The sequence below is a fragment of the Pseudomonas sp. GM30 genome (assembly GCF_000282275.2).
GTDB lineage: Bacteria > Pseudomonadota > Gammaproteobacteria > Pseudomonadales > Pseudomonadaceae > Aquipseudomonas.
Genome location: NZ_AKJP02000028.1, coordinates 108,434 through 134,163 on the forward strand (window position 1 = coordinate 108,434; position 25,730 = coordinate 134,163).

Consider the following 25,730-nt stretch of genomic DNA (forward strand, 5'->3'; position numbering starts at 1 on the left):
CGCAAGCGTCACGTTCGCCTGTCACCCCGATTGCATACGAAAACGCCCCGATCTGTCGACCGAGGCGTTTTCGCGGTTAAAGCGTTGGCAACAACGCGGCCATCAACCGGCCCGTCGCAGCAACCAGACACCCGCCAATGCACAGACCGTGGCCGGCACCAGCACCGCGAACAGCGGCGAGAAACCGAACACCAAGCTCGACGGGCCAAGCAGATCCTGGACGATGCGGAAGGTGAAGCCCACCAGCACGCCGGTGAACACTCGCTGACCGAGGGTCACCGAGCGCAACGGACCGAAGATGAAGGAGATCGCCATCAGCACCAGCGCAGCGGTGACCAGCGGCTGCAACACCTTGACCCAAAATGCCAGCCAGTAACGGCCATTGCTCAGGCCTTGATCCGCCAGATAGTGGATATAGCCCCACAGACCGGAAATCGACAGCGACTCAGGCGCCATCACCACTGTGTTGAGCAATTGCGGGCTCAGCGACACGTCCCACTCCTCGCTCGGCGCATTCACCACTTCGGTGCTGCGCTCGTGGAACACCGTGGTGGTCACGTCGCTGAGCAGCCAGCGCTTGCCGTCGAACTCCGCACGCTTGGCGAAGCTGGAACTGAGCAAGTGACGCTCTTTGTCGAAGTGATAGCGGGTCACGCCATACAACAGGCCGTCGGGTTGCACGGCGTTGATATGGATGAATTCCTCACCCTGACGGTGCCACATGCCGTGCTTGGCGCTCTGCGCGTCGCCACTGCCTTGCGCCAGCGAGCGATTGGCCTGGGCCATGCTTTCGGTGGCCGGGGCCACGTATTCGCCGATCAGCACGCCGGCCAGCATGAGCACCAGCATTGGCTTCATGACCGCCCAGACGATGCGTCCGATGGACACACCCGCGGCACGCATGACCGTCAGCTCGCTGCTGCTGGCCAGACTGCCGAGGCCGATCAGACAGCCGATCAGTGCGGCCATCGGCAACATTTCATACAGGCGACGCGGCGCGGTGAGCAGGACGAAGCTCAGCACATCGGTCAATGTGTAGGTATCGCTGACGTCGCTCATCTCGTCGATGAAGGCGAACAGGGTCGCCAGACCCAGAATGATCGCCAGCACGGCGATGATCGCCACGAATACGCTGCTGCCGATGTAGCGGTCGAGTTTAACCACGGGCCACCTCCAGCGCAGCGCTGCGACGGCTGGCCAGCTTCAGGCGCATAGGCTCCCAGTACAGCAGGCCGAGACCGATGACCAGGAAGATCCCGTGCACCCACCACAGGCCAAGGGCCGGCGGGATCTTGCCTTTTTCGAGGGCGCCGCGGGCGGCAATCAGGATAGTCAGGTAAGCCATATAAAGAAGAATCGCCGGCAACAGCTTCAGGAAACGGCCCTGACGCGGATTGACCCGCGACAGCGGCACCGCCATCAGGGTCACGATGAAGACCAGCAACGGCAACGAAATTCGCCATTGCAGCTCGGCCCTGGAACGCTCGTCGTCGGCGCCCAGCAGGGTCGCAGTCGGGATCGCGTCACGGTCGGTGACTTCGTCACTGGCATCGGGTTTTGGCAGCAATACGCCGTAGGTGTCGTATTTGATCACGCGGTAATCGGCCTGCCCCGGGCTGCCGTCATAGCGATAGCCATTGTGCAGGATCAGGTAGCGGTTGCCGTCCGAGTGGATCTCCTGACGGCCCTTTTCGGCCACCAGCACGGAAATCCCGCGGTCCTTCTGATTGGCCCCGAGATTTTTCTGCGAGATGAACACGCCGCCGAGGTTGACGCGGTCGTCGGTCAGGCTTTCGGTGTAGGTCACCCGAGTGCCGTCACGCAAAGCCTGAAAACGGCCAGGCTCGAGGGTATCGAACTCGGTCAGGGCGTCCTGCTTGTTCAGCAGCAACTGAAACTGGTTGGCGCCTTGCGGGGCCAGACTCAGGCTCAGCCACGCCACCACCAGTGCCACCAGCGTCGCCGGGAACAGGGTCATGCGCAGCAGACGCTGCTGACTCATGCCGGTGGCCGAGAGCACGGTCATTTCGCTTTCGAGGTACAACCGGCCGTAAGCCAGCAGGATCCCGAGAAACAGGCCCAACGGCAGGATCAGCTGCATGAAGCCCGGCAGACGGTAACCCATGATCAGGAACAGCGATCCCGGATCGAGTTGGCCCGCAGCGGCCTGGGCAAGGTATTTGATGAAGCGACCGCTCATGATGATGACCAGCAGCACGGCGCTGACGGCGCTCAGGGTCAACATCACTTCACGGGACAGATAACGGAAGACGATCAAACCAGACACTCCAGGGTTGTCAGGCTAAGGCGGCCAAACAAGCAAACGTTTCGAGCGACCCGCAAGGCAGAGCCGTCGAAAAAAGATGCGGCATTATCCTGTGATTGAGGGCGCCTGTCACTGCGCACACTCACCCAAGCGTAGATTCCGTTGAAGATCGCACAACCGAGGGTTGTCAGGCGCGGTGAGCGAGGTTCAAACTGCCGCCTTCGTCGCAGGCACAGACCTGCGCCTCTTCTATCTATAAGCAGGCGACTGCGGACACCGTCGAGCGCCTGTGTGTTGACCATTCATTCAGGGATCCGGACATGGAACTGGTTGTAAAAAGCGTTAGCCCAGAAACGTTGAAAACCGCCACCCTGGTGGTTGCCGTCGGCGAAGGCCGCAAACTCGGCGTGGCCGCCAGACAGGTCGACGAGTTGAGCGGTGGCGCGATCAGCGCCGTGCTCAAGCGTGGCGATCTGGCCGGCAAGGTCGGTCAAAGCCTGCTGCTGCATAGCCTGCCGAACCTGAAAGCCGAGCGCGTGCTGCTGGTCGGCGTGGGCAAGGATGAAGAACTGGGCGATCGTCCGTTCCGCAAAACCATTGCCGGCATCCTCAACACCCTGAAAGGTCTGGGTGGCAGCGACGCCGTGCTGGCCCTGGATGAAATCATCGTCAAGAACCGCGACAGCTACGGCAAGACCCGCCTGCTGGCGGAAACCCTGGTGGACGGCGAATACACCTTCGACCAGTTCAAGAGCCAGAAAGCCGAACCGCGCGCCCTGAAGAAAATCACCCTGCTGACCATCAAGGCTGCTCAGGCCGAAGTGCAGCGCGCCGTGAACCACGCGACCGCGATCGCCAACGGCATGGCTTTCACCCGTAATCTGGGCAACCTGCCGCCGAACATCTGCCACCCGACGTTCCTCGGCGAGCAAGCGAAGAACCTCGGCAAAGAGTTCAAGGATCTGAAAGTCGAAGTCCTCGACGAGAAGAAGATCAAATCCCTCGGCATGGGCTCGTTCTACGCCGTTGGCCAGGGCAGCGCCCAGCCGCCGCGCCTGATCGTCATGCAATACAACGGTGGCAAGAAATCCGAGAAGCCTTACGCGCTGGTCGGTAAAGGCATCACCTTCGACACCGGCGGCATCAGCCTGAAGCCGGGCGCCGGGATGGACGAAATGAAGTACGACATGGGCGGCGCTGCCTCGGTGTTCGGTACCCTGCGTGCCGTGCTTGAGTTGAAGCTGCCGATCAATCTGGTGTGCATCCTCGCCTGCGCGGAAAACATGCCGAGCGGCAATGCCTCGCGTCCGGGCGACATCGTCACCACCATGAGCGGCCAGACCGTGGAAATCCTCAACACCGACGCCGAAGGCCGTCTGGTGCTGTGCGACGCCCTGACCTACTCCGAGCGCTTCAAGCCGCAGGCAGTGATCGACATCGCCACCCTGACCGGTGCCTGTGTGGTTGCACTGGGCGCCCACACTTCGGGCCTGCTGGGCAACAACGACGAGCTGATCGAGCAACTGCTCAGCGCCGGCAAAGCCGCTGATGACCGCGCCTGGCAGCTGCCGCTGTTCGACGAATACCAGGAGCAATTGGACAGCCCGTTCGCCGACATCGCCAACATTGGCGGGCCGAAGGCCGGCACCATCACTGCCGCGTGCTTCCTGTCGCGCTTCACCAAGAACCTCAACTGGGCGCACCTGGACATCGCGGGCACCGCGTGGACCAGCGGCGGCAAGGACAAGGGTGCCACTGGCCGCCCGGTTCCGCTGCTGACCCAATACCTGCTGGACCGCGCCAAAGCCTGAAACCGATGAACCTGGGCGGCGTCACTCTACGGTGACGCCGCTCAAGGCTCAGGAACCGCAATGACCAAAGTCGACTTCTACATCCTGCCCAGCGCCGACCCCTCGGCTCGCCTGGACTTTGCCTGCAAGCTCACCGAGAAAGCCTGGCGCATGGGCCACCGCATCTACCTGCATTGCAGCGATGCCGCTCAGCGTGACGATCTCGATGCGCGCCTGTGGGCGTTCAAGGGCGAAACCTTCGTGCCCCACGGCCCTGCCGAGAGTGAAGCGGACGGTTTGATCGTGCTGGGAACGGGCGCTGACTGCGGCGGACATCAGGATCTGCTGGTCAACCTCGACCTGAAAGTGCCGGCCTTCGCCAGCCAATTCGCCCGCGTGGCGGAAGTGGTGGTGGAAGATCCGACGATCCGCGCGGCGGCACGGGAGAGTTTCCGTTTCTACCGCGAACAGGGCTATCCTCTGCAAGATCACCGTTTACAGCGACTCTGAGTACGCCGATGGACACTCCAAAACCGCTGCAAAAGCCTGCACACCTGTTGGACGATCTCGAATCGATCCGCCAGTTGCTCGGCGATGACAACCTGCAACCGCCACTGCTGACCGACACGGTCGAGGACGGCGAACAGGAACAGATTCCGATGTTGTTCGAGGCCGTCGACGCCACGCCGCCCGCCATCGAACCACCCCCCGCTCCGGCCCCGGCACCTGCTGTTGCGCCTGTGGATAAAGGCCCGGACGCCCTGCTGCACCTCGATAGCGAACTGCGCGCCGCCGCGCAATTGATCATGCAGGACGTGCTCGACGACTTCGCGCCGCACATCGAAACCGAAATCAAACGCCGCCTCGAGGCGCGGATGGAACGGTTGCTCAGCCAGTACGAATAACCCGGATGGATCTCCTTGTGGCGAGGGGATTTATCCCCGATCGGCTGCGCAGCAGTCGTGAACCCTGCAAATACGCAGCGTGATTGAAATATCGGGGCTGGTGCACGGCCCATCGGGGATAAATCCCCTCACCACAAAGGTTCCTCCCCAACATTAGTGTCCGCCCAGACTCCCCCCCGCTCGCCCTCGGCCCCATGCCCCGCTATACTTCCCGGCTTTTCCTGAATAAATGCCAATAGGGTCCCGCCGCGCATGGATAAGACCTACCAGCCGCACGCCATTGAAACTTCCTGGTACAACACCTGGGAGTCCGAGAACTATTTCGCACCGCAAGGCGCGGGCGATTCCTACACCATCATGATCCCGCCGCCGAACGTCACCGGCAGCCTGCACATGGGTCACGGTTTCAACAACGCGATCATGGACGCCCTGATCCGATTCCGCCGCATGCAGGGTCGCAACACCCTGTGGCAGCCGGGCACCGACCACGCCGGTATCGCCACGCAGATGCTGGTGGAGCGTCAACTGGAAGCCACCGGCCAGAACCGCCACGACCTGGGCCGCGAGAAATTCCTCGAGAAAGTCTGGGAGTGGAAGGATCAGTCCGGCGGCAACATCAGCCGTCAGATCCGCCGCCTCGGCTCGTCCGTGGACTGGAGCCGCGAGCGCTTCACCATGGACGACGGTCTCTCGGAAGCGGTCAAAGAAGCCTTCGTGCGCCTGCACGAAGACGGTCTGATCTACCGCGGCAAGCGTCTGGTCAACTGGGACACCAAGCTGCACACGGCGATTTCCGACCTCGAAGTGGAAAACCACGACGAGAAAGGTTTCCTGTGGAACCTCAAGTACCCGCTGGCCGACGGCGCGAAAACCGCTGAAGGCAACGATTTCCTGATCGTCGCGACCACCCGTCCGGAAACCATGCTCGGCGACTCCGCCGTCGCGGTTAACCCGAACGATGAGCGCTACAAAGCCCTGATCGGCAAATTCGTCGAGCTGCCACTGGTTGGCCGCCGCATCCCGATCATTGCCGACGATTACTGCGATCCTGAATTCGGCACCGGCTGCGTGAAAATCACCCCGGCCCACGATTTCAATGACTACGAAGTCGGCAAGCGCCACAACCTGCCGCTGCTGAACATCTTCGACAAGAACGCCAACGTACTGCCCGCAGCCCAGGTGTTCAACCTCGACGGCACGCTGAACGACAGCATCGACGGCAAGATCCCGGCCGAGTACGCCGGTCTCGAGCGTTTCGAAGCGCGCAAGCAGATCGTTGCCGCGTTCGACGCCGCCGGCCTGCTGGTCAGCGTCGACGATCACAACCTGAAAGTGCCGAAAGGCGACCGCTCCGGCACCGTGATCGAGCCGTGGCTGACCGACCAGTGGTACGTTTCCACCAAGCCGCTGGCCGAGCCGGCGATTGCTGCCGTTGAAGACGGCCGCATCCAGTTCGTGCCCAAGCAGTACGAAAACATGTACTTCTCGTGGATGCGCGACATCCAGGACTGGTGCATCAGCCGTCAGCTGTGGTGGGGCCACCGGATTCCGGCCTGGTACGACGAGTCGGGCAAGGTCTACGTCGGTCGCGACGAAGCCGAAGTGCGGGCCAAGCACAACCTCGGCCCGGACGTGGCGCTGCAACAGGACAACGACGTACTCGACACCTGGTTCAGCTCGGGTCTGTGGACGTTCTCCACCCTCGGCTGGCCGGAAAAGACCGAGTTCCTGAAGAAATTCCACTCCACCGACGTGCTGGTCACCGGTTTCGACATCATTTTCTTCTGGGTTGCCCGGATGATCATGCTGACGATGCACCTGATCAAGAACGAGGACGGCACCCCGCAGGTGCCGTTCAAGACCGTTTACGTGCACGGTCTGGTGCGTGATGGCCAGGGCCAGAAGATGTCCAAGTCCAAGGGCAACGTCCTTGACCCGCTGGACATCATCGACGGTATCGAGCTGGAAGCCCTGGTGCAGAAACGCACCTCCGGCATGATGCAGCCGAAACTGGCGAAGAAGATCGAGAAGCAGACCCGCGACGAGTTCGCCGACGGCATCGCCAGCTACGGCACCGACGCCCTGCGCTTCACCTTCTGCTCGCTGGCGTCCACCGGTCGCGACATCAAGTTCGACATGGGCCGCGTCGAAGGCTATCGCAACTTCTGCAACAAGATCTGGAACGCCGCGCGTTATGTTCTGGACAAGGGCGAAGACTGCGGTCAGAACGGCGAAGCCTACGAGCTGTCGCTGGCGGATCGCTGGATCATCTCGCAACTGCAACGCACCGAAGCCGAAGTGACCCGTCAACTGGATCAGTTCCGTTTCGACCTTGCCGCGCAAGCGCTTTACGAGTTCATCTGGAACCAGTACTGCGACTGGTACCTGGAACTGTCCAAGCCAGTGCTGTGGGACGAAAACGCGCCGGTCGAACGTCAGCGCGGCACCCGTCGCACGCTGGTGCGCGTGCTGGAAGTGGCGCTGCGTCTGGCGCACCCGTTCATGCCGTTCATCACTGAAGAAATCTGGCAGCGCATCGCGCCGCTGGCCGGCATTCAGGGCAAGACGATCATGCTGCAACCGTGGCCGGTGGCCAATGAAGAGCGCATCGATCCGGCCGCCGAAGACGACATCGAATGGCTCAAAGGCCTGATGCTCGGCACGCGTAACATCCGTGGCGAGATGAACATCGGCCCGGGCAAACCGCTGCCGATCTACCTGAAGAACGTCAGCGCTGAAGACCAGCGTCGCCTGACCGAGAACGAGGCGCTGCTGAAGAAGCTGGCGCGTCTGGAATCGATCACCGTACTCGCCGCTGGTGAAGAAGCGCCGCTGTCCGCCACCGCGCTGGTTGGCGAGATGGAAGTGCTGGTGCCGATGGCTGGTCTCATCGACAAGGGCGCCGAACTGGCACGTCTGGACAAGGAAATCCTGCGTCTGCAGGGCGAAGTCCAGCGAGTTGGCGGCAAGCTGTCGAACGCCGGTTTCGTTGACAAGGCCCCGGCCGAAGTCATCGAGAAGGAACGCGCCAAACTGGCCGAGGCTGAACAGGCCCTGGGCAAACTCGCCGAGCAGCACGCGCGGATTTCCAGCCTGTAAGGGCAATTCGCAATGATAAGGCGCGCCACCCGATTGGGTGACGCGCCTTTTTTTGCCTGATTCCTCTCATCCACCGCCAATCCCTGTGGGAGCGAGCTTGCTCGCGAAGAGGCCGGGTCAGGCGAAAGTGATGCTGACTGAGAGGACGCTTTCGCGAGCAAGCTCGCTCCCACAGAGATCGGTGGTGTTGCTGATATTGAGTTCACAGCGGCTGGATGTGGGACAATACCCGCCACTTTCAGCCATACCCGAATCGATCACACCCATGAACGCCCCCCGCACACCCAAACCTGCGCGCAAGAAGCCTGATGCCGCGACCCCGGCCAAAGCCGTCGAGCCGCGTGAAAAGGCCAGCCTGCACCCGCGCAATCGCCACCAGGGTCGCTACGACTTCCCGGCGCTGATCAAGACCACGCCGGAACTGGCGAAATTCGTGATCACCAACTCGTACGGCAAGGAAAGCATCGACTTCGCCAGCCCCGATGCGGTGCGCGTGTTCAACCGGGCGCTGCTCAAGGTGTTTTATGGCATCGAGCATTGGGACATTCCGGCCGATTACCTCTGCCCGCCGGTGCCGGGCCGTGCCGATTACGTGCACTTCCTCGCGGATTTGCTGGCGAGCATGAACGACGGCAAGGTGCCGCGTGGTGCAATCGTCAACGTGCTGGACATCGGCATGGGCGCCAACTGCGTGTATCCGCTGATCGGTAACAGCGAATACCGCTGGCACTTCCTCGGTTCGGAAATCGATCCGACCGCCGTGGCTGCCGCCCGAGCCATCGTCCAGTCCAACGGGCTGAACAAGGTGATCCAGCTACGCCAGCAGGAAAACCGCAAGCACATCCTGATCGGTTTGCTGGAGCCGGGCGAGCGCTTTGACCTGACCATGTGCAACCCGCCGTTCCACGCATCCATGGAGGAAGCGACCAAGGGCAGCGAGCGCAAATGGCGCGCACTGGGCAAGGCCGATCCAAAACGCAAACTGCCAGTGCTGAACTTCGGTGGTCAGTCCGCCGAGCTGTGGTGTGAAGGCGGCGAAGCGCGTTTCGTGACCCAACTGATCGCCGAAAGCGCGAACTTCCAGCACAAGGTGCTGTGGTTCAGCACCCTGGTGTCAAAAGCCTCGAACCTGCCCGCCATCGAAACCGCCCTGAAAAAGGCCGGCGTGCTGGAGAGCCAGGTTGTGGAGATGTCGCAAGGGCAGAAACAGAGCCGCTTTGTGGCATGGACCTTCCAGACCAAATCCGAGCAGCAGATCTGGCGTCGCGAGCGCTGGGTGCGCTAACACTGAGCTACTTGTGGGAGCGGGCTTGCTCGCGAAAGCGGTATATCAGCCGACATCAAGGTGACTGACACACCGCTATCGCGAGCAGGCTCACTCCTACAAAGGTTCGAGGTGCATCGCCAAATCGCAGGCACAAAAAAACCGTGCCCGGATCGCTCCGGTGCACGGTTTTTTTTCGCTGCGTCTTACTTGTTCACAGCGTCGGTCAGGCCTTTGGCCACAACCAGCTTGATCACTTTCTTGGCAGGGATTTCGATGGCAGCGCCAGTCGAAGGGTTACGGCCAGTGCGGGCAGGACGCTCGGTCACTTTCAGCTTGCCGATACCTGGCAAGGTGATTTCGCCGCCATTTTCCAGCTGATCGGCAACGATTTGGCCCAGTTGGTCCAGAGCGTTACGCGCGGTGGTTTTCGGCGCGTCGATAGCTTCAGCGATGTCGGCGATCAGTTGGTCTTTAGTAAGAGCCATGTAGTGTTCCTTCCCTATCAAATTCATATGGATTGCAGAGTGCAGTGTCAGCCATCGAGCCCGATCTTCTGGATCTGGCACCCTCGGCGATAACCACGACGAGTCGGGGTTATAGATGCCGAAATCAGGGTTTGGTTCGACCTGACAAATGCTGAATGCACGCTTAACGCAGTGACTTCGCGTAAGACCGGGCAAAACTAGCACAGAGACGGGGAAATATCCGCCTCTAGCTACCCATTTGGTCAGCTTTATTGCTCTAAATCGGTAAAAAACTGCATAAGGGCGCCCACCCGCCCTGGATTTGCCCTTCACCCCGCGCCAAAACCAGTGGTTGCGGTACACTGGGCGCTTTTTCGGGGGAGCCTGCCCTCCTCCCTTCCACCAGCCGAGAAGCCCATGCCGATCCGTCATTGCATCGTCCACCTGATCGACAAAAAACCCGACGGCACGCCCGCAGTTCTGCACGCCCGTGATACAGAGCTCGCTGAATCCGCGGCCATCGAGAACATGCTCGCCGACCTCAACGAGAGCTATAACGCCAAACAGGGCAAAGCCTGGGGTCTGTTCCATCCGGAATCCGGCGCGTTTCCGTTCAGCGGCTGGCTGAAGGACTACATGGAAGGCGGCAAGGACTTCACCGCGTTCAGCAAAGTCGCGGTCGAGCATCTGCAGAAACTGATGGAAGAATCGAACCTGTCAGTCGGCGGCCACGTGCTGTTCGCCCACTATCAGCAAGGCATGACCGATTACTTGGCGATCGCCCTGTTGCACCACAGCGAAGGCGTGGCGGTGACCGATGAGCTGGACGTGACCCCGTCGCGTCACCTCGACCTCGGCCAGTTGCACCTGGCGGCGCGGATCAACGTGTCCGAGTGGCAGAACAACAAGCAGTCCAAACAGTACATCTCGTTCATCAAGGGCAAGAACGGCAAGAAGGTTTCGGAATACTTCCGCGACTTCATCGGCTGCCAGGAAGGCGTCGACGGCCCGGGCGAGACTCGCACCCTGCTCAAGGCCTTCAGCGACTTCGTCGAGAGCGAAGACCTGCCGGAAGACTCCGCCCGCGAGAAAACCAAGACCCTGGTCGATTACGCCAGCAGCCAGGCCAAGCTCGGCGAGCCGATGGGTCTGGAAGAGCTGTCGGAGCTGATCGACGAAGAGCGGCCGAAAGCCTTCTACGATCACATCCGCAACAAGGACTATGGCCTGTCGCCGGAGATTCCGGCAGACAAACGCACCCTCAACCAGTTCCGCCGCTTCACCGGCCGTGCCGAAGGTCTGTCGATCAGCTTTGAAGCGCACCTGCTGGGTTCGAAGATCGAGTACGACGAGGAGGCCGGCACCTTGATCATCAAGGGCCTGCCGACCTCGCTCACTGATCAGCTCAAGCGCCGCAACTGATGCTCGGCAATGTGCTGAAGAAGGTAGCGCTGGTTCTGCTGGTGGTGGTGATCTATCAGAACTGGGGCAAGATCGAGCGGGTGTTCAACCCGTCGCAGATGGTCTCTGAGCAGGTTCGCGCCAACGCCCATGTCGTGCTGTATGCCACCGACTGGTGCGGCTACTGCAAGCAGACCAAGCGCTTTCTCGACAGCAAGGGGATTCCCTTCAAGGAGTTCGACATCGAGAAGGACGCCGAGGCGCGCAAGGCGTATGAGGCGCTGGGTGGACGCGGGATTCCGTTGATCGACGTGAATGGCACGTTGATTCGTGGGTTCGACCCGGACGAAATTCTCGCCGCCCTGAAGTAACACAGCTCCTCTGTGGTGAGGGGATTTATCCCCGATCGGCGGCGAAGCCGTCGCAAAATCTGCCTGGTAGGGCGTGCAGTTTTTTGGGGGCGCTTCGCGCCCCATCGGGGATAAATCCCCTCACCACAATTGCCCCCTCCAAGCAAAGGCCGCTTGCTGATCAGCGAGCTTCGATACGGAAACCAAAGCGCGGGAAGTGCACATGCACCACGCCGCCACGCGGGTCTTCGCGACGCAGGATCAGCTCTTCGCGGCCAGCAAACAGCAACTCACCCACCACCGGGTCAACCCCGTAGTCTGTCGCGGCAATCGCCACCTGCTGCCCCGCCTTGAAGCCGTTCGGATCGACAAACTGCTCATCCGGCAGCGCCGCCGGCGTGGAACTGCGCGCGACTTCCAGCGCCTCCTCGGCAGTCATCGCACTCGCTGCACCATGACCAAAGCCCAGCACACGCCCCAGCCATGCAGTCACGGCCGGATATTCATCGACCAACGGCGCAGTGACGTGCGTCGCCTTGAGGAACCACAGCGGATGCGCCAGGGCGAAGTCGGCAATCGACGGCTCGCCGAACAGGAAGTCGCCCTGCTCGCGCTGCAACTGCTGCTCCAGCCGCGCCATGAGCGTTGGCCATTGGTGCTTGGCCTGCTCGGCGGACAGTTTGGTTGCCGTGCCACCACTGAACAATCCAGCACGGTCAGCAATGAACGCCTTGATCGCTTCCGGCGGCAACTTGCCGAAACGCACCGCCACCGATTCTGGCTGGAACACCAGGCTGACCGCGTGCTGGAACACCACCGAATCGGCCCACGCGGCGAAGCTGGCGCTGGTCATTTCCTGGCCTTCCGGGAAAAACGCCGGCAGGGCTTTTTCCTGCTCCAGACGACGGGCAATCAACGATGTGTCGCAATAGATGTCGGCGCCGATCTGCAACACCGGGGTCTTGCGGTAGCCGCCAGTCAGCGCGGTCAGATCCGGCTTGGGCATCACCGGCGAAATGTGCACCGAGCGCCAGGAAAGCCCCTTGAAGCCCAACAGCAGACGAGCCTTTTCGGCAAATGGAGAGGTCGGGTAATGATGCAGAATCAACTCGGACATGCTCGGCTCCGCCGCACAGAAAGTGAGTCCGCAGCTTAGCGTGCATTTGATTAGCAGCCTACAGATCTGCCTGATGGGAACCGATCAGTCAGATTGATAAGACGCGACCAGGCATTCCTTGGCGCTCTTGCGCAGCTTTTTGATCAGCCGTTCCTGGCGCAGCGCGTCGCTCTTGTCGCGGCAACGCTCGGTGTAGACCAGCGCCATCGCCGGGCTGGACAGGAAGAACCGCGCACCCTTGCCGCTTTGATGCTTGGCGAAGCGGCGCACCGGGTCGTTGCTGATCCCGCAGTACAGCGAGCCATTGGCCGCGCGCACGAGGTAGACGAACCAGGATTTGCTCACTGGCTCGACGACTTCAACCGGTTTTTCGCTGAGGCTGGTCACTTCGGGATCTGGACGTGTAGGAAACAGGCCGCGATCTTATCAGCGACCGGCCTGAAATGCCTTCAGCCCTTTCAGCGCCTGCGCCCGGACCGCGTTGCGCACCAGCGGTGTCCAGCCCAGCAGCAGGCCCTTGAACCCCAACGCCTGACGCGACCAGCGCCACAGGTCGAAGTGATCATGGTGCTCGCAGATCTTGCCGTCGCGAAAGACGAAGCGCGCCTGAATGTCGTTGATTACCACGTTGCCGGTCTGGCTGAACAGATACGTCGCCACCCAGTGCGCACCACCGCTGCGCTCGTCGGCGCGGACATTGTCGAAAGTCAGGGAGAAGTCCTTGGCGCGGGTGGTGAGCATGCGCCACATGTCGCCGGCATCGCGCCCGCGCAGCTCACCGAAGGCCGGATCGCTGAACACCACATCGTCGGTGTAGCACGCGGCCATGGCCTCGGCGTCGAGGCGCTGGAAGGCCTGGTAGAAGCGGGTGATCAACGCGGCGTGGGCTTCGCTCATGGGCAAACTCCGGGAAATGGACAGATTGCCAGCACGATAAGCTGAAGGCCGCAGAAACACTATCGGCATTCTCACAGCGAATACCACGCAAGATTTAAAGCACCGCAAAAACTGTGGGAGCGAGCTTGCTCGCGAAGACGCCGGCACATTCAACATGATCTGTGTCTGAACCACCGTCTTCGCGAGCAAGCTCGCTCCCACATGGGATATCACGCCCCAAAAAAGGGTTACGTGTCAGATCTTCTCGCTTTGCACTTGCACGTACAACGCCCGGCCGGCACCCAGCCCGGCAATGATCGCACCCGCGCCAATGATGCCGAAGATCCAGCCCACGGCATTCCAGCCGCCGGTCCAGTCATGCACCACGCCGACCGCGAACGGTCCCATCGACGCCAGGGTGTAGCCGAAGCCCTGGGACATGCTCGACAGGTTCGCCGCGACGTGCGAATCCCGTGAGCGCAGCACGATCAGGGTCAGCGCCAGGCTGAACGTACCGCCCTGCCCCAGCCCCAGCAGAATTGCCCAGCCCCACAGCCCTTCAATCGGCGCATACAGGCAACCGAACAGACCACCGAGGGTCAGCGCCATCACCAGCACGATCGCCAGACGCTGATCCTTGCCCCGGGTCGCCAGCCACGGTGCAGCCAGCGAACTGGCGAGCTGGATGATCACCGAACCGGACAGCACCAGCCCGGCCTGAGTTGGAGTCAGCCCGCGACCGATGAGGATCGACGGCAACCAGCCGAACACGATGTACGCCAGCGACGATTGCAGGCCCATGTACAAGGTCACTTGCCACGCGAGCGGATCGCGCAGCAAACCGCGCACCCGATAGGCGACGTTGTGCGCGCCGTGTTTCTGCCCGACTTGCGGCAACCAGAAGACCGCCGCCACCAACGCAGGGATTACCCAGAAGCCCAGGCCCAGCGCCCAGCTGTGGTCGAAGTGCTCGCTCAACGGCACAGTCGAACCCGCCGCCATCGCCGCGCCCAGGCACAGGGCCATGGTGTACACGCCGGTCATGGTTCCGGCGTGTTTGGCGAAGTCGCGTTTGACGATGCCCGGCAGCAGCACACCGATGATGCCGATGCTCGCACCGCCAAGCACGCTACCTGCAAACAGCCCGATCTCACCGAAGTTGCTGCGCACGATGATCCCCGCGGCCAGGGTCAGCAGAATCCCCAACACCACCCGCTCGGCGCCGAAACGTCGCGCCAGAATCGGCGCCAGCGGCGCGAACAAGCCCAGGCACAGCACCGGCAGCGTGGTCAGCAGACCGGCCTGCGCCGCAGACAGACCAAGGCTTTTCGACACTTCACTGAGCAGCGGCGCCATGCTCGACAGCGCCGGGCGCAGGTTCAGTGCGACCAGAATCAGCCCCAGCAGCAACAGCCACGGCCGGCGCACCAGCGGATGGCTTTGCTGCACTTGCTCGTCGTCGGCCTCGGCGTCGATCAGCAATTCTTCAAGCTCGGCAGTTCTTTTGGGGATGGACAGGTTTTTTTCGCTTTCAAGGTTCATTGATCAACTGCCTCGATATGGCTTTGGCCCGTTCCGGGTCGCGTTGTTCGACGGCATCGAGCAACTCGATGTGCAGGTCGAACACTTCCTGACGGCGCGGGACGATGTTCAGCGTCTGGCGCAATTGCGCGCCGACGATGCTGGAGAAATAGCGATACAACTCGCTGAGGGTCGGGTTGTGCGCGGCGTCCACCAGACGGCGGTGGAACACCAGATCGCAGGCAATGTAAGTGTCGAGATCGCCGTGGTAGTGGCTACCGCTGGTGCCGAGCGCTTCGCGCAGGGCGAGCAGGTCTTCATCGGTGCGACGCAGCGCGGCCAGGCCGATCGCTTCCACTTCGAGAATGTGCCGGGTCTCGCGCGCCTGCTCCAGCGAGCAACGGGACAACGCCTTGAGCGTGTCCATCGGATCGACCACCGCCCGCAGGTAACTGCCATCGCCCTGACGGATTTCGATCAACCCGGAAAACGCCAGCACGCGCATGGCTTCGCGCACGGTGTTGCGACTGATGCCCAAATCGGCGCACAGCTCAGGCTCCGTCGGCAGCCGTTCGCCGACCTGCCACACGCCATCGGTGATGCGTTGGCGCAACTGATCCAGGGCCTGATCGACCAGGGATCGCTTGATCAAAGGTGAGATGTCTGTCATGAAATTCGCCCTTTCATCCAATCATAGGATGAATTTTTTGACATGGTATTCAGCTGAGATGCCGCACACAACCCCAACCGCGGCATAAATCCTACTTGCCGAGCTGTAAAAACTGCTGACAGGCGAGGTGATTTCCCACAATCGCCTGGAATACTGCCGACATCTCTTGCAGACGCTGGACTGCAGACTTTGGACATTGATCCAGGGGCGTGTTGCCCCGTCATTATCCAAAGGAAGATGCACCGCTCATGGTAGAAGTCAATTTCGGCAAGCAGCACGACCGCCCTTTTGTTCTGCAGAAAAATCGCCAGTTGCTGGCAGTCCGCAGTCATGCGGGAACGCAGTTGGAGCAAACGCTTTGCTGCGAATCTGCTCACGCAGCGCTGGAAGGTTGCGAGCTGTTGCTGCATGTCGAGGACGCTGATGTGCAGATTTTCAAACTGCCCGGGCACTCGGACGCATCGCAACGCAAGGCGCGGTTACGCGAATTGCCCGACGTGCGCTTCGCGGGCAGCGTGCTGGTGGATCCCATCACTCAGGAGCCGGTGCTCTATACCGAAAATATCTTTTTGAAGTTCATCGACTCGCTGAGAGCCACTGAGTGCATGGTCATACTTGAAGAGCTGGGCCTGATGATCAAACAAGAAGTGCCGTATGCCAAAAATGCCTTTTTCGTCCATCACCCCGCCACCCATGGCATCGATATCTGCACCCTCACGAGTAAATGGCTGGAACGCGACGAAATCGAGTACTGCCACCCGGAGCTGCTGCGCCAGGGTCAACGCCGAGCGATCCATGCCAATCAGTGGCACCTGAAGAAAACCACCGTGACCTATCAGGTGGAAATCGATGCCAGCGCCAACGTCGAGGCCGCACATGAGCTCGCGCAGGGCGAAGGCGTCGTGATAGCGGTCATCGACGATGCATTTGATATCGACCATCCCGAGTTCGCCGGAGAAGGCAAAATCGTCGGCGCGCAGAACTTCGACCGGCGTAACTCGAAACAGGGCCCACGGCCGAAAAATGCCCAGGAACGTCACGGCACAGCCGCCGCCGGCGTGGCCTGCGCCAATGGTGAGGACGGCGCCAGCGGTGTCGCCCCCAAAGCCAGCCTGATGCCGTTGAAACTCACCAAACCCTTGGGCGCCCGCGCCGAGGCCGACGCCTTTTTCTGGGCTGCCGATCAGGGCGCCGACGTCATTTCCTGCAGTTGGGGGCCGGCTGAAGGGCATTGGGCCGACCCGGCGGACCCGCGCCACACGCAAGTATTCCCCCTGGCTGCCAGCACACGTCTGGCAATCGAATACGCCGCCACCAAGGGCCGCAATGGCAAAGGCTGTTTGATCTTTTTTGGCGCGGGAAACGGTAACGAATGTGCCGACAATGATGGCTACTCCAGCCATCCCCATGTGATTGCGGTAGGTGCCTGCAACGACCAGAACCGGCGCAGTGCCTACAGCGATTATGGCAAGTCACTCTGGTGCTGCTTTCCCAGCGGCGATCAGCAACACCCCGACCCGACGTTCAAACCTGCAACTTCTATCCCGCAGACCCGGGGCATCCGCACCACTGATTTGAGCACACAGTTTGCCGCAGCAAATTTGCCGGCCTACACCGACACCTTCAGCGGCACCTCCAGCGCATGCCCCGGCGCCGCGGGCATCGCTGCGCTGGTGCTCGGCGTCAATCCGGAGCTTGATCGCTCTGCGGTACGCCAGATCCTTGCCGATTGCTGCGACAAGATCGGCCACCCCGATGACGGGCCGCTCGGTCAATACGATGAAAACGGCCACAGCCACTACTACGGGCATGGGCGCCTCAATGCATTGCGGGCAGTGCAAATCGCACTGGAGCTAAAGGCCCGTGCGGTTTGATTCGCAGCATGAAAAAAGCCCCGCCGGGTATCCCGGTGGGGCTTGGTTCACTCAGCCGCTAAGCCATCAATGCAGGATCTGGCTCAGGAACAGCTTGGTACGGTCATTCTGCGGATTGTCGAAGAAGTCATTCGGTGCCGCCTGCTCGACGATCTCGCCCTTGTCCATGAAGATCACCCGATTGGCCACGGTGCGGGCGAAGCCCATTTCGTGGGTCACGCAGAGCATGGTCATGCCGTCTTCGGCGAGGCCGATCATGGTGTCCAGTACCTCTTTGACCATCTCCGGGTCGAGGGCCGAGGTCGGTTCGTCGAACAGCATGATTTTAGGTTTCATGCACAGCGCACGGGCAATCGCCACACGCTGTTGCTGACCGCCGGACAGTTGCCCCGGGAATTTATGCGCCTGCTCCGGAATGCGTACGCGCTCCAGGTAATGCATGGCGATTTCCTCGGCCTTGCGCTTGGGCATCTTGCGCACCCACATCGGCGCCAGCGTGCAGTTCTGCAGGATGGTCAGGTGCGGGAACAGGTTGAAGTGCTGGAACACCATGCCGACTTCGCGGCGGATCGCTTCGATCTGCTTGAGGTCGTTGGTCAGCTCCACACCATCGACGACGATGCGGCCCTGCTGGTGTTCTTCCAGACGGTTGAGGCAGCGAATGGTGGTCGACTTGCCGGAACCCGACGGGCCGCACAGGACGATGCGCTCGCCCTGTTTGACGTTGAGGTTGATGTCTTTCAGCACGTGGAACTGGCCGTACCACTTGTTCACGCCCTGCATCTGGATAATGCCTTCAGGGCCGACAGGCTTTTTGATTGCTTCGCTCATTTACAGAGAACTCCTAACGCTTGTGGCCAGTGTCGAGCTTGCGTTCCAGATGCATGGAATAGCGCGACATGCCAAAACAGAAAATCCAGAACACCAGGGCGGCGAACACGTAGCCTTCGGTGGCCATGCCCAGCCATTTCGGGTCGGCAGCGGCTTGCTTGACGCTGTTGAGCAGGTCGAACAGGCCGATGATGATCACCAGGCTGGTGTCCTTGAACAGCGCAATAAACGTGTTGACGATGCCGGGGATTACCAGCTTCAAGGCTTGCGGCAGAATCACCAGGCCCATGGCGCGCCAATAACCGAGGCCCATCGCCGCTGCCGCTTCGTACTGACCTTTGGGGATCGCTTGCAGACCGCCGCGCACTACTTCGGCGACGTAGGCCGACTGGAACAGGATCACCCCGATCAGCGCCCGCAGCAGCTTGTCGAAGTTCATGCCTTCGGGCAGGAACAGCGGCAGCATCACCGAGGACATGAACAGCACCGTGATCAACGGCACGCCGCGCCAGAACTCGATGAAGGTCACGCAGACCACACGAATCGCCGGCATGTTCGAGCGCCGGCCCAGCGCCAGAATGATCCCCAGCGGCAAGGCGCCGGCGATACCCACGGTGGCGATGACCAGGGTCAGCATCAGACCGCCCCACTGGCTGGTCGCCACGGCGTCGAGGCCGAACACGCCACCGTGCAGCAGGCACCAGGCGACAATCGGGTAGATCACCAGGAAGCTCAGGCCGTACACCGCTTTACGCGGGAAGCGCGAGATGAACAGCGGTGCCACACCGATCACCGCCAGCCACACGGTCAGGTCGACGCGCCAGCGCAGGCCGGTCGGGTAGTAGCCGTACATGAACTGGCCGAAACGCTGCTGAATGAACACCCAGCAGGCGCCGTCCTTGGTGCAGTCGGCGCGGGTGGTGCCGACCCAGTTGGCATCGAGAATCGCCCAACTGAGGATCGGTGGTACCACGAGGTAGATCAGATAAAACGCAAACAGGGTCAGCAGGGTGTTGAGCCAGCTGGAAAACATGTTCGCGCGTATCCATGCCATCGGGCCGAAAACCTTGGCCGGCGGTGGCATGTCGGGTTTGAAAGTATGGGTCGTCATGCGCGTTTCCTCACCGCTCGATCAGCGCAATGCGCTTGTTGTACCAGTTCATCAGCAGGGAAATGCTGATACTGATCGCCAGGTACACGCTCATGGTGATGGCAATGACTTCGATGGCCTGACCAGTCTGGTTGAGCACGGTGCCGGCGAACAGCGAAACCATTTCCGGATAACCGATACCGGCGGCCAGCGACGAGTTCTTCGCCAGGTTCAGGTATTGGCTGGTCAGTGGCGGAATGATCACCCGCAGCGCTTGTGGAATGATCACCTTGCGCAGGGTCGGGCCGTTGCGCAGGCCGAGCGAACGCGCCGCCTCGGTCTGGCCATGGCTGACCGACTTGATCCCAGAGCGAACGATTTCCGCAATGAACGCGGCGGTGTACACGGTCAGCGCCAGGGTCAGCGCCAGCAGTTCCGGGATCAACACCCAGCCGCCGACGAAGTTGAAGCCCTTGAGCTGCGGCAGCTCCCAGTGCAGCGGTGCGCCGAAGATCAGCGCGCACAGGGTCGGGATCACCAACAGGATCGCCAGGCCAGTCCAGAACTTGTGGAACGGTACCCCGGTGTCTTCGAAACGCTTGTTGGCCCAGCGGCACATCAGCACGATGGCAACGATGGCCAGCACCACACTGATGACGAACGCCCAGAAGCCGTCAGCCATTTGCGCGGCCGGCATGTTCAGGCCCCGGCTGCTGACAAAGAAGGTGTCGCCGAAGTTGTGGCTGTTGCGCGGTCCCGGCATGGTCAGGAACACCGCGAAGTACCAGAACAGGATCTGCAGCAGCGGCGGAATGTTGCGGAACACTTCCACATACACGGTCGCCAGTTTGCTGATGATCCAGTTCGGCGACAGCCGCGCCACGCCGATGATGAAGCCCAGCAGGGTCGCCAGGATCACGCCGATAACGGTCACCAACAGGGTGTTGAGCAGGCCGATCACGAACACCCGGGCGTAGCTGTCCGCTTCGGTGTAGGAAATCAGGTGTTGAGCGATGCCGAACCCGGCACTGCGCTCCAGAAAGCCGAAACCGGAGGTGATGCCCCGGTGTTGCAGGTTGGTCTGGGTGTTGTCGAACAGATACCAGCCCATGGCGACGACCGCCACGACGGTGATGATCTGAAACAGCCACGCACGCACTCGCGGATCGCTGAGGCTGAACCTCTGCTTTGGTGCGCCGATTGAATTTTGCATGAAGTGCCCCGGAAAAAATGGAACAGAACATCACCCGGCGGTTGGCCCGCCGGGTGACAGAACCATTAGCGCACTGGTGGTGCGTACTGAATGCCGCCGTTGGTCCACAGCGCGTTCAGGCCACGGTCGATTTCCAGCGGAGTGCTCTTGCCGAGGTTTTTCTCGAAGATTTCACCGTAGTTACCGACCTGCGAAACGATCTTCACAACCCAGTCCTTCGGCAGTTTCAGGTCCTTGCCGTATTCACCGTCAGCACCCAGCAGACGGGCGACGTCCGGGTTCTTGGTGGACTTGGCTTCTTCCAGCACGTTTTTCGAGGTCACGCCGGCCTCTTCGGTGTTCAGCAGCGCGTAACCCACCCAGCGCACGATCGCCAGCCACTCGTCGTCGCCGTTACGCACGACCGGGCCCAGCGGTTCTTTGGAGATGGTTTCCGGCAGCACCACGTAGTCTTTTGGCGAGGCCAGTTTGCTGCGCTGTGCGTACAGCTGCGACTTGTCGGAGGTCAGCACGTCGCAACGACCGGATTCCAGCGACTTGGCGCTTTCATCGGAGGTGTCGAAAGTGATCGGGGTGTACTTCAGGCCGTTGGCGCGGAAGTAGTCGGACACGTTCAACTCGGTGGTAGTACCTGCCTGGATGCAGATGGTTGCACCGTCCAGTTCCTTGGCACTTTTCACGCCCAGCTTGTTGTTGGCCAGGAAGCCCACGCCGTCGTAGTAAGTGATGAAGCCCGGGAATTTCAGACCCATGCCGGCGTCACGCGAACTGGTCATGGTGGTGTTGCGCGAGAGCAGGTCGATTTCGCCGGACTGCAGCGCGGTGAAGCGCTCCTTGGCGTTCAACTGGCTGAACTTGACCTTGTTGGCGTCGCCGAATACGGCAGCGGCCACAGCGCGGCAGACGTCAGCGTCGATCCCGAGGATCTTGCCCGAAGCGTCCGGCACCGAGAAACCCGGCAGACCGTCGCTCACGCCACACTGCACGAAACCTTTCTTCTGCACGGCATCCAGGGTTGCACCCGCCTGAGCGAACCCGCTGACGCCGAGTACTGCTGCTGCAGTCACGACCGCCAGAGTGGATTTCAACATCTTCATTCAAACCTCCAGTTTTGCTCTTGTTGTGTCGGAGCTTGAGTCCAGTCGCACCCTTTTGAGGCGTTGTTGACCCGTGTTGGCTTTTTTTGGGGTCAACCGACGTAAGACCTTCGCTATGAGTCTAGTAGGAGAAAATCCACATCATGGACAACTCACTTCTCACCAATCGGCCGAACGGGCTGTAGCCCTTTCACGTTCGCTTTGCCCGTAGCGGCCATTGGCGAACATCCATCACCGGATTCTTTGCAATCCCGCCGCAAGACGTACACTGATAGTGTTACCGCAAGGCGTAGGACGCTTCGTACAGAATCCTCCATAGCAAAGCCCGTACCACACCGCTTGCTGAAGCGATTGCGCGACAGGTCAATAGCAAAACTTGTAGCCTTGCGACATCTTGTTAACGGATCGACCGGGCGCGCACGCAAATCACGCACTTATTGAGAGCGCCCGCACATTTTTGGAGCAGCCATGACCGAGCCCCTGATTCTTGAACCCGTAAAGCCTGCAGACGCCTGCGTTATCTGGCTGCACGGCCTGGGCGCTGACCGCTATGACTTTTTGCCGGTGGCCGAAGCGCTGCAGGAAAGCCTGCTGACGACACGCTTTGTCTTGCCGCAGGCGCCGACCCTGCCCGTCACCATCAATGGCGGTTATGCGATGCCAAGTTGGTACGACATCAAGGCCATGAGCCCGGCGCGGGCGATTGACCGTGAGCAGTTGGAAGCATCGGCGGATCGCATCATTGAATTGATCGAAAAGGAGCGCGCCAGCGGAATAGACGCTTCGCGGATTTTTCTCGCCGGGTTTTCCCAGGGGGGCGCCGTTGTTCTGCACACCGCTTATATAAAGTGGCAAGGTCCGCTGGGTGGCGTACTTGCCCTGTCCACCTACGCCCCGACCTTCACTGACGAGATGGAGCTTTCAGCCAGTCAGCAGCGCATTCCAGCGCTGTGCCTGCACGGCCAGTTCGATGGCGTGGTGCAGAACTCGATGGGCCGCAGTGCTTACGAGCATCTGGTGAAGCATGGTGTCACCGTGACATGGCAGGAATACCCAATGGAGCACGAAGTGTTACCCGAAGAAATTCGCGACATTGGCGTCTGGCTGAGCGAACGCCTGCGTTGATTCGGCCGCTTGGCGGACCGCTTTGATCATCCCACTACGCCGCGCCCGTTTCTTGCATTACACTGGCCGGCGTACATTCCTTAACCAATTGATGAGATGACCGTGCTCGAAGCACTCAAGAAAATGTTCGGTAAAAGCGAGGCTGAGCAGCTCGCGCCAGTCCCCAGTGCGCCGTCGCACGCCCCCGGCCCTCGCAGCGATGCGCCCAAGGCTGAACGTCCGGCTCCGGTAGCGACACCCCAGCCCGAGCCGAAACCCGCCACCGAACCGGTCCGCGCCGAAGCGCCGAAACCACCCCGGCCGCGCCGCGAACCGAAGCCCAAGGCACCGGTCATTCCCTGGAAACTCGAAGACTTCGTCGTCGAGCCACAGGAAGGCAAAACCCGCTTCCACGATTTCAAACTCGCTCCGGAACTGATGCACGCCATTCAGGATCTGGGCTTCCCGTACTGCACGCCGATCCAGGCGCAGGTGCTGGGTTTCACCCTCGCCGGCAAAGACGCCATCGGCCGCGCGCAGACCGGCACCGGCAAGACCGCCGCGTTCCTGATCTCGATCATCACCCAGTTGCTGCAGACGCCGCCGCCGAAAGAGCGCTACATGGGCGAACCCCGTGCGCTGATCATCGCGCCGACCCGTGAGCTGGTGGTGCAGATCGCCAAGGATGCGGCCGACCTGACCAAGTACACCGGCCTCAACGTGATGACGTTCGTTGGCGGCATGGACTTCGACAAGCAGCTCAAGCACCTCGAAGCACGCCACTGCGACATTCTTGTTGCCACCCCGGGCCGTCTGCTCGACTTCAACCAGCGCGGCGACGTGCACCTGGACATGGTCGAAGTGATGGTGCTGGACGAAGCCGACCGCATGCTCGACATGGGTTTCATCCCGCAAGTGCGGCAGATCATTCGTCAGACCCCGCCGAAGTCCGAGCGCCAGACCCTGCTGTTCTCCGCGACCTTCACCGAAGACGTGATGAACCTGGCCAAGCAATGGACCACCGATCCTGCGATCGTCGAAATCGAAGTCACCAACGTGGCCAACGAAAACGTCGAGCAGCACATCTATGCGGTGGCCGCGGCTGACAAATACAAACTGCTCTACAACCTGGTCAACGACAACGGCTGGGAGCGGGTGATCGTGTTTGCCAACCGCAAGGACGAAGTGCGTCGCATCGAAGAGCGCCTGGTGCGCGACGGCATCAACGCCGCGCAACTGTCCGGCGACGTGCCGCAGCACAAGCGCATCAAAACCCTTGAAGGCTTCCGCGAAGGCAAGATTCGCGTACTGGTGGCCACCGATGTTGCCGGTCGCGGCATCCACATCGACGGCATCAGCCACGTGATCAACTTCACCCTGCCGGAAGTCCCGGACGACTACGTGCACCGCATCGGCCGCACCGGTCGCGCGGGCGCTGACGGTGTATCGATCAGCTTCGCCGGTGAGGACGACTCCTACCAGTTGCCGTCGATCGAAGAGAAGCTCGGTCGCAAGATCAGCTGTGAAACACCGCCGACGCACCTGCTGCGCGCGGTGGAACGCAAGCGTCCGCAGCCGCAGTAAGCGACCCGTAACGCAAAAAGCGCAGCCGGCAACGGACTGCGCTTTTTTTTGCCCGGCGTTTCAGCAGGTGCTTGCGATAGACAACTAAAAGTCCATAATAGACAAATTAGTTTATTTCCAGATGGTGGAGCCTGACATGTCCAGTACACCCTGCGTGATCGACCAAACCCAGGCCCGCGAGCTGCTGGCGCGCATCGACGTGCCGCAGATCCTGCGCAAACTGTTCCGCGACCTCGCCGCCGGTCACGCCGTGCAACCGGCGCAGCAATTGGTGGAGTTTCCGCAGGGCGTCGGCGACTTCATCAACTATCTGGGGGTGCTGGCCGAAGACGGTGTGTACGGCGTGAAAACCTCGCCGTATATCGTGCGCGAGCAAGGTGCACTGGTGACAGCGTGGACACTATTGATGTCGATGAAAACCGGCCAACCGTTGCTGCTGTGCGATGCCGGCGAACTGACCACCGCCCGTACCGCCGCGACCACTGCGGTGGCGGTCGATGCCCTCGCCCCGCTGAATGCCTCGCGACTGGCGATCATCGGCAGCGGCAAGGTCGCTCAGGCGCATCTGCATTATGTGAAAGGTCTGCGCGACTGGCAGCGCATCAGCGTGTATTCGCCGAGCCTGTCTGAAGACGCTGAAACCCGTGCGCAGTTGCACGAGATATTCCCCGGGGTGCAGATCGCCGACCGCCGCGAAACCGCCGTGCACGATGCCGACGTCATCATGCTCTGCACCTCGTCCGCCGGCCAGGTGATCGATCCGGCGACCTTGAGCAAACCGGCGCTGATCACCTCGATCAGCACCAACGCACCACGCGCCCATGAAGTGCCGCCGCAGCGCCTGGGCGACATGCAGGTGTACTGTGATTATCGGCTGACCACACCGGGTTCGGCGGGTGAGATGTTGATCGCGACCGAGCAGCATGGCTGGAGCAAGGATTTGATCGTCGGTGACCTTGCCGATCTGCTCAGCGATAAAGTGCCGCGTCCCGGTTACGACCGTCATGTGTTTTTCCGTTCAATTGGCCTGGGCCTGGAAGACATTGCGCTGGCCAATGCGGTTTATCAATTAAATAACTGACACCACACATCCCATTGTGGGAGCGAGCCTGCTCGCGAATGCGGTCTGACATTCACCGAAGATGTCGACTGATACACCGCTTTCGCGAGCAAGCTCGCTCCCACAGTGGACTAGTGAACGCCTTGATATT

The 25,730-nt window shown here is 61.0% G+C and carries 23 protein-coding genes and 1 pseudogene; 11 read left to right on the forward strand and 13 right to left on the reverse strand.

The annotated features are described in order from the left end of the window. Positions 1 to 102: 102 nt before the first annotated feature. Both lptG and lptF read right to left on the reverse strand, forming a co-directional pair. Positions 103 to 1,164, reverse strand: coding sequence for an LPS export ABC transporter permease LptG (gene lptG / locus PMI25_RS20255; protein ID WP_007965162.1), 1,062 nt, complete (start codon positions 1,162 to 1,164; stop codon positions 103 to 105). Beyond that, positions 1,157 to 2,278, reverse strand: a complete 1,122-nt coding sequence (gene lptF / locus PMI25_RS20260) for an LPS export ABC transporter permease LptF (protein WP_007965163.1) — start codon at positions 2,276 to 2,278, stop codon at positions 1,157 to 1,159. Before lptF ends, lptG begins: the two co-directional genes overlap by 8 nt. 308 nt (positions 2,279 to 2,586) lie before the next feature. On the opposite strand from lptF, the gene PMI25_RS20265 reads away from it, so the two are divergent. The 5 genes from PMI25_RS20265 (at position 2,587) to rlmF (ending at position 9,345) form a co-directional block, all read left to right on the forward strand. Continuing rightward, a complete protein-coding gene (locus PMI25_RS20265) occupies positions 2,587 to 4,077 on the forward strand; it encodes a leucyl aminopeptidase (RefSeq protein ID WP_007965165.1) in 1,491 nt (496 codons plus the stop codon). A 60-nt stretch (positions 4,078 to 4,137) separates the two neighbouring features. After that, complete coding sequence (locus PMI25_RS20270; RefSeq protein WP_007965166.1) at positions 4,138 to 4,566, forward strand: DNA polymerase III subunit chi; 429 nt, start codon at positions 4,138 to 4,140, stop codon at positions 4,564 to 4,566. A gap of 8 nt (positions 4,567 to 4,574) precedes the next feature. Continuing rightward, positions 4,575 to 4,961: a hypothetical protein gene (locus tag PMI25_RS20275; RefSeq protein WP_007965168.1), complete on the forward strand. Its 387-nt coding sequence runs from the start codon at positions 4,575 to 4,577 to the stop codon at positions 4,959 to 4,961. 252 nt (positions 4,962 to 5,213) lie between these two features. Further along, on the forward strand, positions 5,214 to 8,060 hold the full coding sequence (locus PMI25_RS20280) for a valine--tRNA ligase (RefSeq protein ID WP_007965170.1): 2,847 nt from the start codon (positions 5,214 to 5,216) through the stop codon (positions 8,058 to 8,060). A 265-nt stretch (positions 8,061 to 8,325) separates the two neighbouring features. Further along, on the forward strand, positions 8,326 to 9,345 hold the full coding sequence (gene rlmF / locus PMI25_RS20285; protein ID WP_007965172.1) for a 23S rRNA (adenine(1618)-N(6))-methyltransferase RlmF: 1,020 nt from the start codon (positions 8,326 to 8,328) through the stop codon (positions 9,343 to 9,345). 185 nt (positions 9,346 to 9,530) lie between these two features. On the opposite strand, the gene PMI25_RS20290 is transcribed toward rlmF, so the two are convergent. Next, positions 9,531 to 9,812 (reverse strand): HU family DNA-binding protein, encoded by a 282-nt coding sequence (locus tag PMI25_RS20290; RefSeq protein ID WP_003221909.1) that lies wholly within the window; start codon positions 9,810 to 9,812, stop codon positions 9,531 to 9,533. A gap of 396 nt (positions 9,813 to 10,208) precedes the next feature. Here PMI25_RS20290 and yejK point away from each other — a divergent pair, with 396 nt between their 5' ends. Both yejK and PMI25_RS20300 read left to right on the forward strand, forming a co-directional pair. Then, a complete protein-coding gene (gene yejK / locus PMI25_RS20295; protein ID WP_007965173.1) occupies positions 10,209 to 11,213 on the forward strand; it encodes a nucleoid-associated protein YejK in 1,005 nt (334 codons plus the stop codon). Next, positions 11,213 to 11,563, forward strand: a complete 351-nt coding sequence (locus PMI25_RS20300; RefSeq protein ID WP_007965174.1) for a glutaredoxin family protein — start codon at positions 11,213 to 11,215, stop codon at positions 11,561 to 11,563. The genes yejK and PMI25_RS20300 overlap by 1 nt, the downstream gene beginning before the upstream one ends. Positions 11,564 to 11,723: 160 nt before the next feature. Here PMI25_RS20300 and PMI25_RS20305 read toward each other — a convergent pair whose 3' ends face one another. From PMI25_RS20305 to PMI25_RS20325, 5 genes are all read right to left on the reverse strand, one after another. Next, complete coding sequence (locus PMI25_RS20305; protein ID WP_007965175.1) at positions 11,724 to 12,659, reverse strand: glutathione S-transferase family protein; 936 nt, start codon at positions 12,657 to 12,659, stop codon at positions 11,724 to 11,726. Positions 12,660 to 12,743: 84 nt separating this feature from the next. Further along, complete coding sequence (locus tag PMI25_RS20310) at positions 12,744 to 13,046, reverse strand: GIY-YIG nuclease family protein (RefSeq protein ID WP_007965176.1); 303 nt, start codon at positions 13,044 to 13,046, stop codon at positions 12,744 to 12,746. A 39-nt stretch (positions 13,047 to 13,085) separates the two neighbouring features. Then, entirely contained in the window at positions 13,086 to 13,556 is a 471-nt protein-coding gene (locus tag PMI25_RS20315) for a nuclear transport factor 2 family protein (protein WP_003221901.1), read from the reverse strand. 234 nt (positions 13,557 to 13,790) lie between these two features. Continuing rightward, a complete protein-coding gene (locus tag PMI25_RS20320) occupies positions 13,791 to 15,077 on the reverse strand; it encodes a CynX/NimT family MFS transporter (protein ID WP_007965178.1) in 1,287 nt (428 codons plus the stop codon). After that, entirely contained in the window at positions 15,067 to 15,726 is a 660-nt protein-coding gene (locus tag PMI25_RS20325) for a FadR/GntR family transcriptional regulator (RefSeq protein WP_007965180.1), read from the reverse strand. Before PMI25_RS20325 ends, PMI25_RS20320 begins: the two co-directional genes overlap by 11 nt. A gap of 248 nt (positions 15,727 to 15,974) precedes the next feature. On the opposite strand from PMI25_RS20325, the gene PMI25_RS20330 reads away from it, so the two are divergent. Next, on the forward strand, positions 15,975 to 17,600 hold the full coding sequence (locus PMI25_RS20330) for a S8 family peptidase (protein WP_007965182.1): 1,626 nt from the start codon (positions 15,975 to 15,977) through the stop codon (positions 17,598 to 17,600). A gap of 66 nt (positions 17,601 to 17,666) precedes the next feature. On the opposite strand, the gene PMI25_RS20335 is transcribed toward PMI25_RS20330, so the two are convergent. The 4 genes from PMI25_RS20335 to PMI25_RS20350 form a co-directional block, all read right to left on the reverse strand. After that, the gene (locus tag PMI25_RS20335; RefSeq protein ID WP_003221897.1) at positions 17,667 to 18,431 is read right to left on the reverse strand and encodes an amino acid ABC transporter ATP-binding protein; all 765 of its coding nucleotides are present in this window, start codon (positions 18,429 to 18,431) and stop codon (positions 17,667 to 17,669) included. A gap of 13 nt (positions 18,432 to 18,444) precedes the next feature. After that, the gene (locus PMI25_RS20340; protein WP_007965184.1) at positions 18,445 to 19,542 is read right to left on the reverse strand and encodes an amino acid ABC transporter permease; all 1,098 of its coding nucleotides are present in this window, start codon (positions 19,540 to 19,542) and stop codon (positions 18,445 to 18,447) included. Between the two features lie 10 nt (positions 19,543 to 19,552). Then, on the reverse strand, positions 19,553 to 20,734 hold the full coding sequence (locus PMI25_RS20345; protein WP_007965186.1) for an amino acid ABC transporter permease: 1,182 nt from the start codon (positions 20,732 to 20,734) through the stop codon (positions 19,553 to 19,555). Positions 20,735 to 20,799: 65 nt separating this feature from the next. Next, positions 20,800 to 21,831 carry an amino acid ABC transporter substrate-binding protein gene (locus PMI25_RS20350; protein ID WP_007965188.1) on the reverse strand — a complete coding sequence of 344 codons (1,032 nt, stop codon included), beginning with the start codon at positions 21,829 to 21,831 and terminating at the stop codon, positions 20,800 to 20,802. Positions 21,832 to 22,299: 468 nt separating this feature from the next. On the opposite strand from PMI25_RS20350, the gene PMI25_RS20355 reads away from it, so the two are divergent. The 3 genes from PMI25_RS20355 (at position 22,300) to PMI25_RS20365 (ending at position 25,600) form a co-directional block, all read left to right on the forward strand. Next, on the forward strand, positions 22,300 to 22,956 hold the full coding sequence (locus PMI25_RS20355; RefSeq protein ID WP_007965191.1) for an alpha/beta hydrolase: 657 nt from the start codon (positions 22,300 to 22,302) through the stop codon (positions 22,954 to 22,956). 96 nt (positions 22,957 to 23,052) lie between these two features. After that, the gene (gene rhlB, locus PMI25_RS20360) at positions 23,053 to 24,519 is read left to right on the forward strand and encodes an ATP-dependent RNA helicase RhlB (protein ID WP_007965194.1); all 1,467 of its coding nucleotides are present in this window, start codon (positions 23,053 to 23,055) and stop codon (positions 24,517 to 24,519) included. 136 nt (positions 24,520 to 24,655) lie between these two features. Further along, positions 24,656 to 25,600 carry an ornithine cyclodeaminase family protein gene (locus PMI25_RS20365; protein ID WP_007965196.1) on the forward strand — a complete coding sequence of 315 codons (945 nt, stop codon included), beginning with the start codon at positions 24,656 to 24,658 and terminating at the stop codon, positions 25,598 to 25,600. 14 nt (positions 25,601 to 25,614) lie between these two features. Here the strand turns inward: PMI25_RS20365 and PMI25_RS29995 are convergent. After that, positions 25,615 to 25,704 (reverse strand): annotated as a pseudogene (locus PMI25_RS29995) (metal ABC transporter ATP-binding protein); the annotation flags it as partial. Positions 25,705 to 25,730: the final 26 nt, after the last annotated feature.

Excerpts from the sequence above, each read along its gene's own strand:
- rhlB (WP_007965194.1), top strand. The coding sequence starts at position 23,053 with ATGACCGTGCTCGAAGCACTCAAGAAAATGTTCGGTAAAAGCGAGGCT.
- PMI25_RS20365 (WP_007965196.1), top strand. The coding sequence starts at position 24,656 with ATGTCCAGTACACCCTGCGTGATCGACCAAACCCAGGCCCGCGAGCTG.
- PMI25_RS20320 (WP_007965178.1), bottom strand. The coding sequence starts at position 15,077 with ATGAACCTTGAAAGCGAAAAAAACCTGTCCATCCCCAAAAGAACTGCC.
- PMI25_RS20350 (WP_007965188.1), bottom strand. The coding sequence starts at position 21,831 with ATGAAGATGTTGAAATCCACTCTGGCGGTCGTGACTGCAGCAGCAGTA.
- PMI25_RS20335 (WP_003221897.1), bottom strand. The coding sequence starts at position 18,431 with ATGAGCGAAGCAATCAAAAAGCCTGTCGGCCCTGAAGGCATTATCCAG.
- PMI25_RS20305 (WP_007965175.1), bottom strand. The coding sequence starts at position 12,659 with ATGTCCGAGTTGATTCTGCATCATTACCCGACCTCTCCATTTGCCGAA.
- PMI25_RS20280 (WP_007965170.1), top strand. The coding sequence starts at position 5,214 with ATGGATAAGACCTACCAGCCGCACGCCATTGAAACTTCCTGGTACAAC.
- PMI25_RS20355 (WP_007965191.1), top strand. The coding sequence starts at position 22,300 with ATGACCGAGCCCCTGATTCTTGAACCCGTAAAGCCTGCAGACGCCTGC.
- PMI25_RS20325 (WP_007965180.1), bottom strand. The coding sequence starts at position 15,726 with ATGACAGACATCTCACCTTTGATCAAGCGATCCCTGGTCGATCAGGCC.
- PMI25_RS20345 (WP_007965186.1), bottom strand. The coding sequence starts at position 20,734 with ATGCAAAATTCAATCGGCGCACCAAAGCAGAGGTTCAGCCTCAGCGAT.
- yejK (WP_007965173.1), top strand. The coding sequence starts at position 10,209 with ATGCCGATCCGTCATTGCATCGTCCACCTGATCGACAAAAAACCCGAC.
- rlmF (WP_007965172.1), top strand. The coding sequence starts at position 8,326 with ATGAACGCCCCCCGCACACCCAAACCTGCGCGCAAGAAGCCTGATGCC.
- PMI25_RS20270 (WP_007965166.1), top strand. The coding sequence starts at position 4,138 with ATGACCAAAGTCGACTTCTACATCCTGCCCAGCGCCGACCCCTCGGCT.
- PMI25_RS20300 (WP_007965174.1), top strand. The coding sequence starts at position 11,213 with ATGCTCGGCAATGTGCTGAAGAAGGTAGCGCTGGTTCTGCTGGTGGTG.
- PMI25_RS20330 (WP_007965182.1), top strand. The coding sequence starts at position 15,975 with ATGGTAGAAGTCAATTTCGGCAAGCAGCACGACCGCCCTTTTGTTCTG.
- PMI25_RS20265 (WP_007965165.1), top strand. The coding sequence starts at position 2,587 with ATGGAACTGGTTGTAAAAAGCGTTAGCCCAGAAACGTTGAAAACCGCC.
- PMI25_RS20340 (WP_007965184.1), bottom strand. The coding sequence starts at position 19,542 with ATGACGACCCATACTTTCAAACCCGACATGCCACCGCCGGCCAAGGTT.
- PMI25_RS20290 (WP_003221909.1), bottom strand. The coding sequence starts at position 9,812 with ATGGCTCTTACTAAAGACCAACTGATCGCCGACATCGCTGAAGCTATC.
- PMI25_RS20275 (WP_007965168.1), top strand. The coding sequence starts at position 4,575 with ATGGACACTCCAAAACCGCTGCAAAAGCCTGCACACCTGTTGGACGAT.
- PMI25_RS20315 (WP_003221901.1), bottom strand. The coding sequence starts at position 13,556 with ATGAGCGAAGCCCACGCCGCGTTGATCACCCGCTTCTACCAGGCCTTC.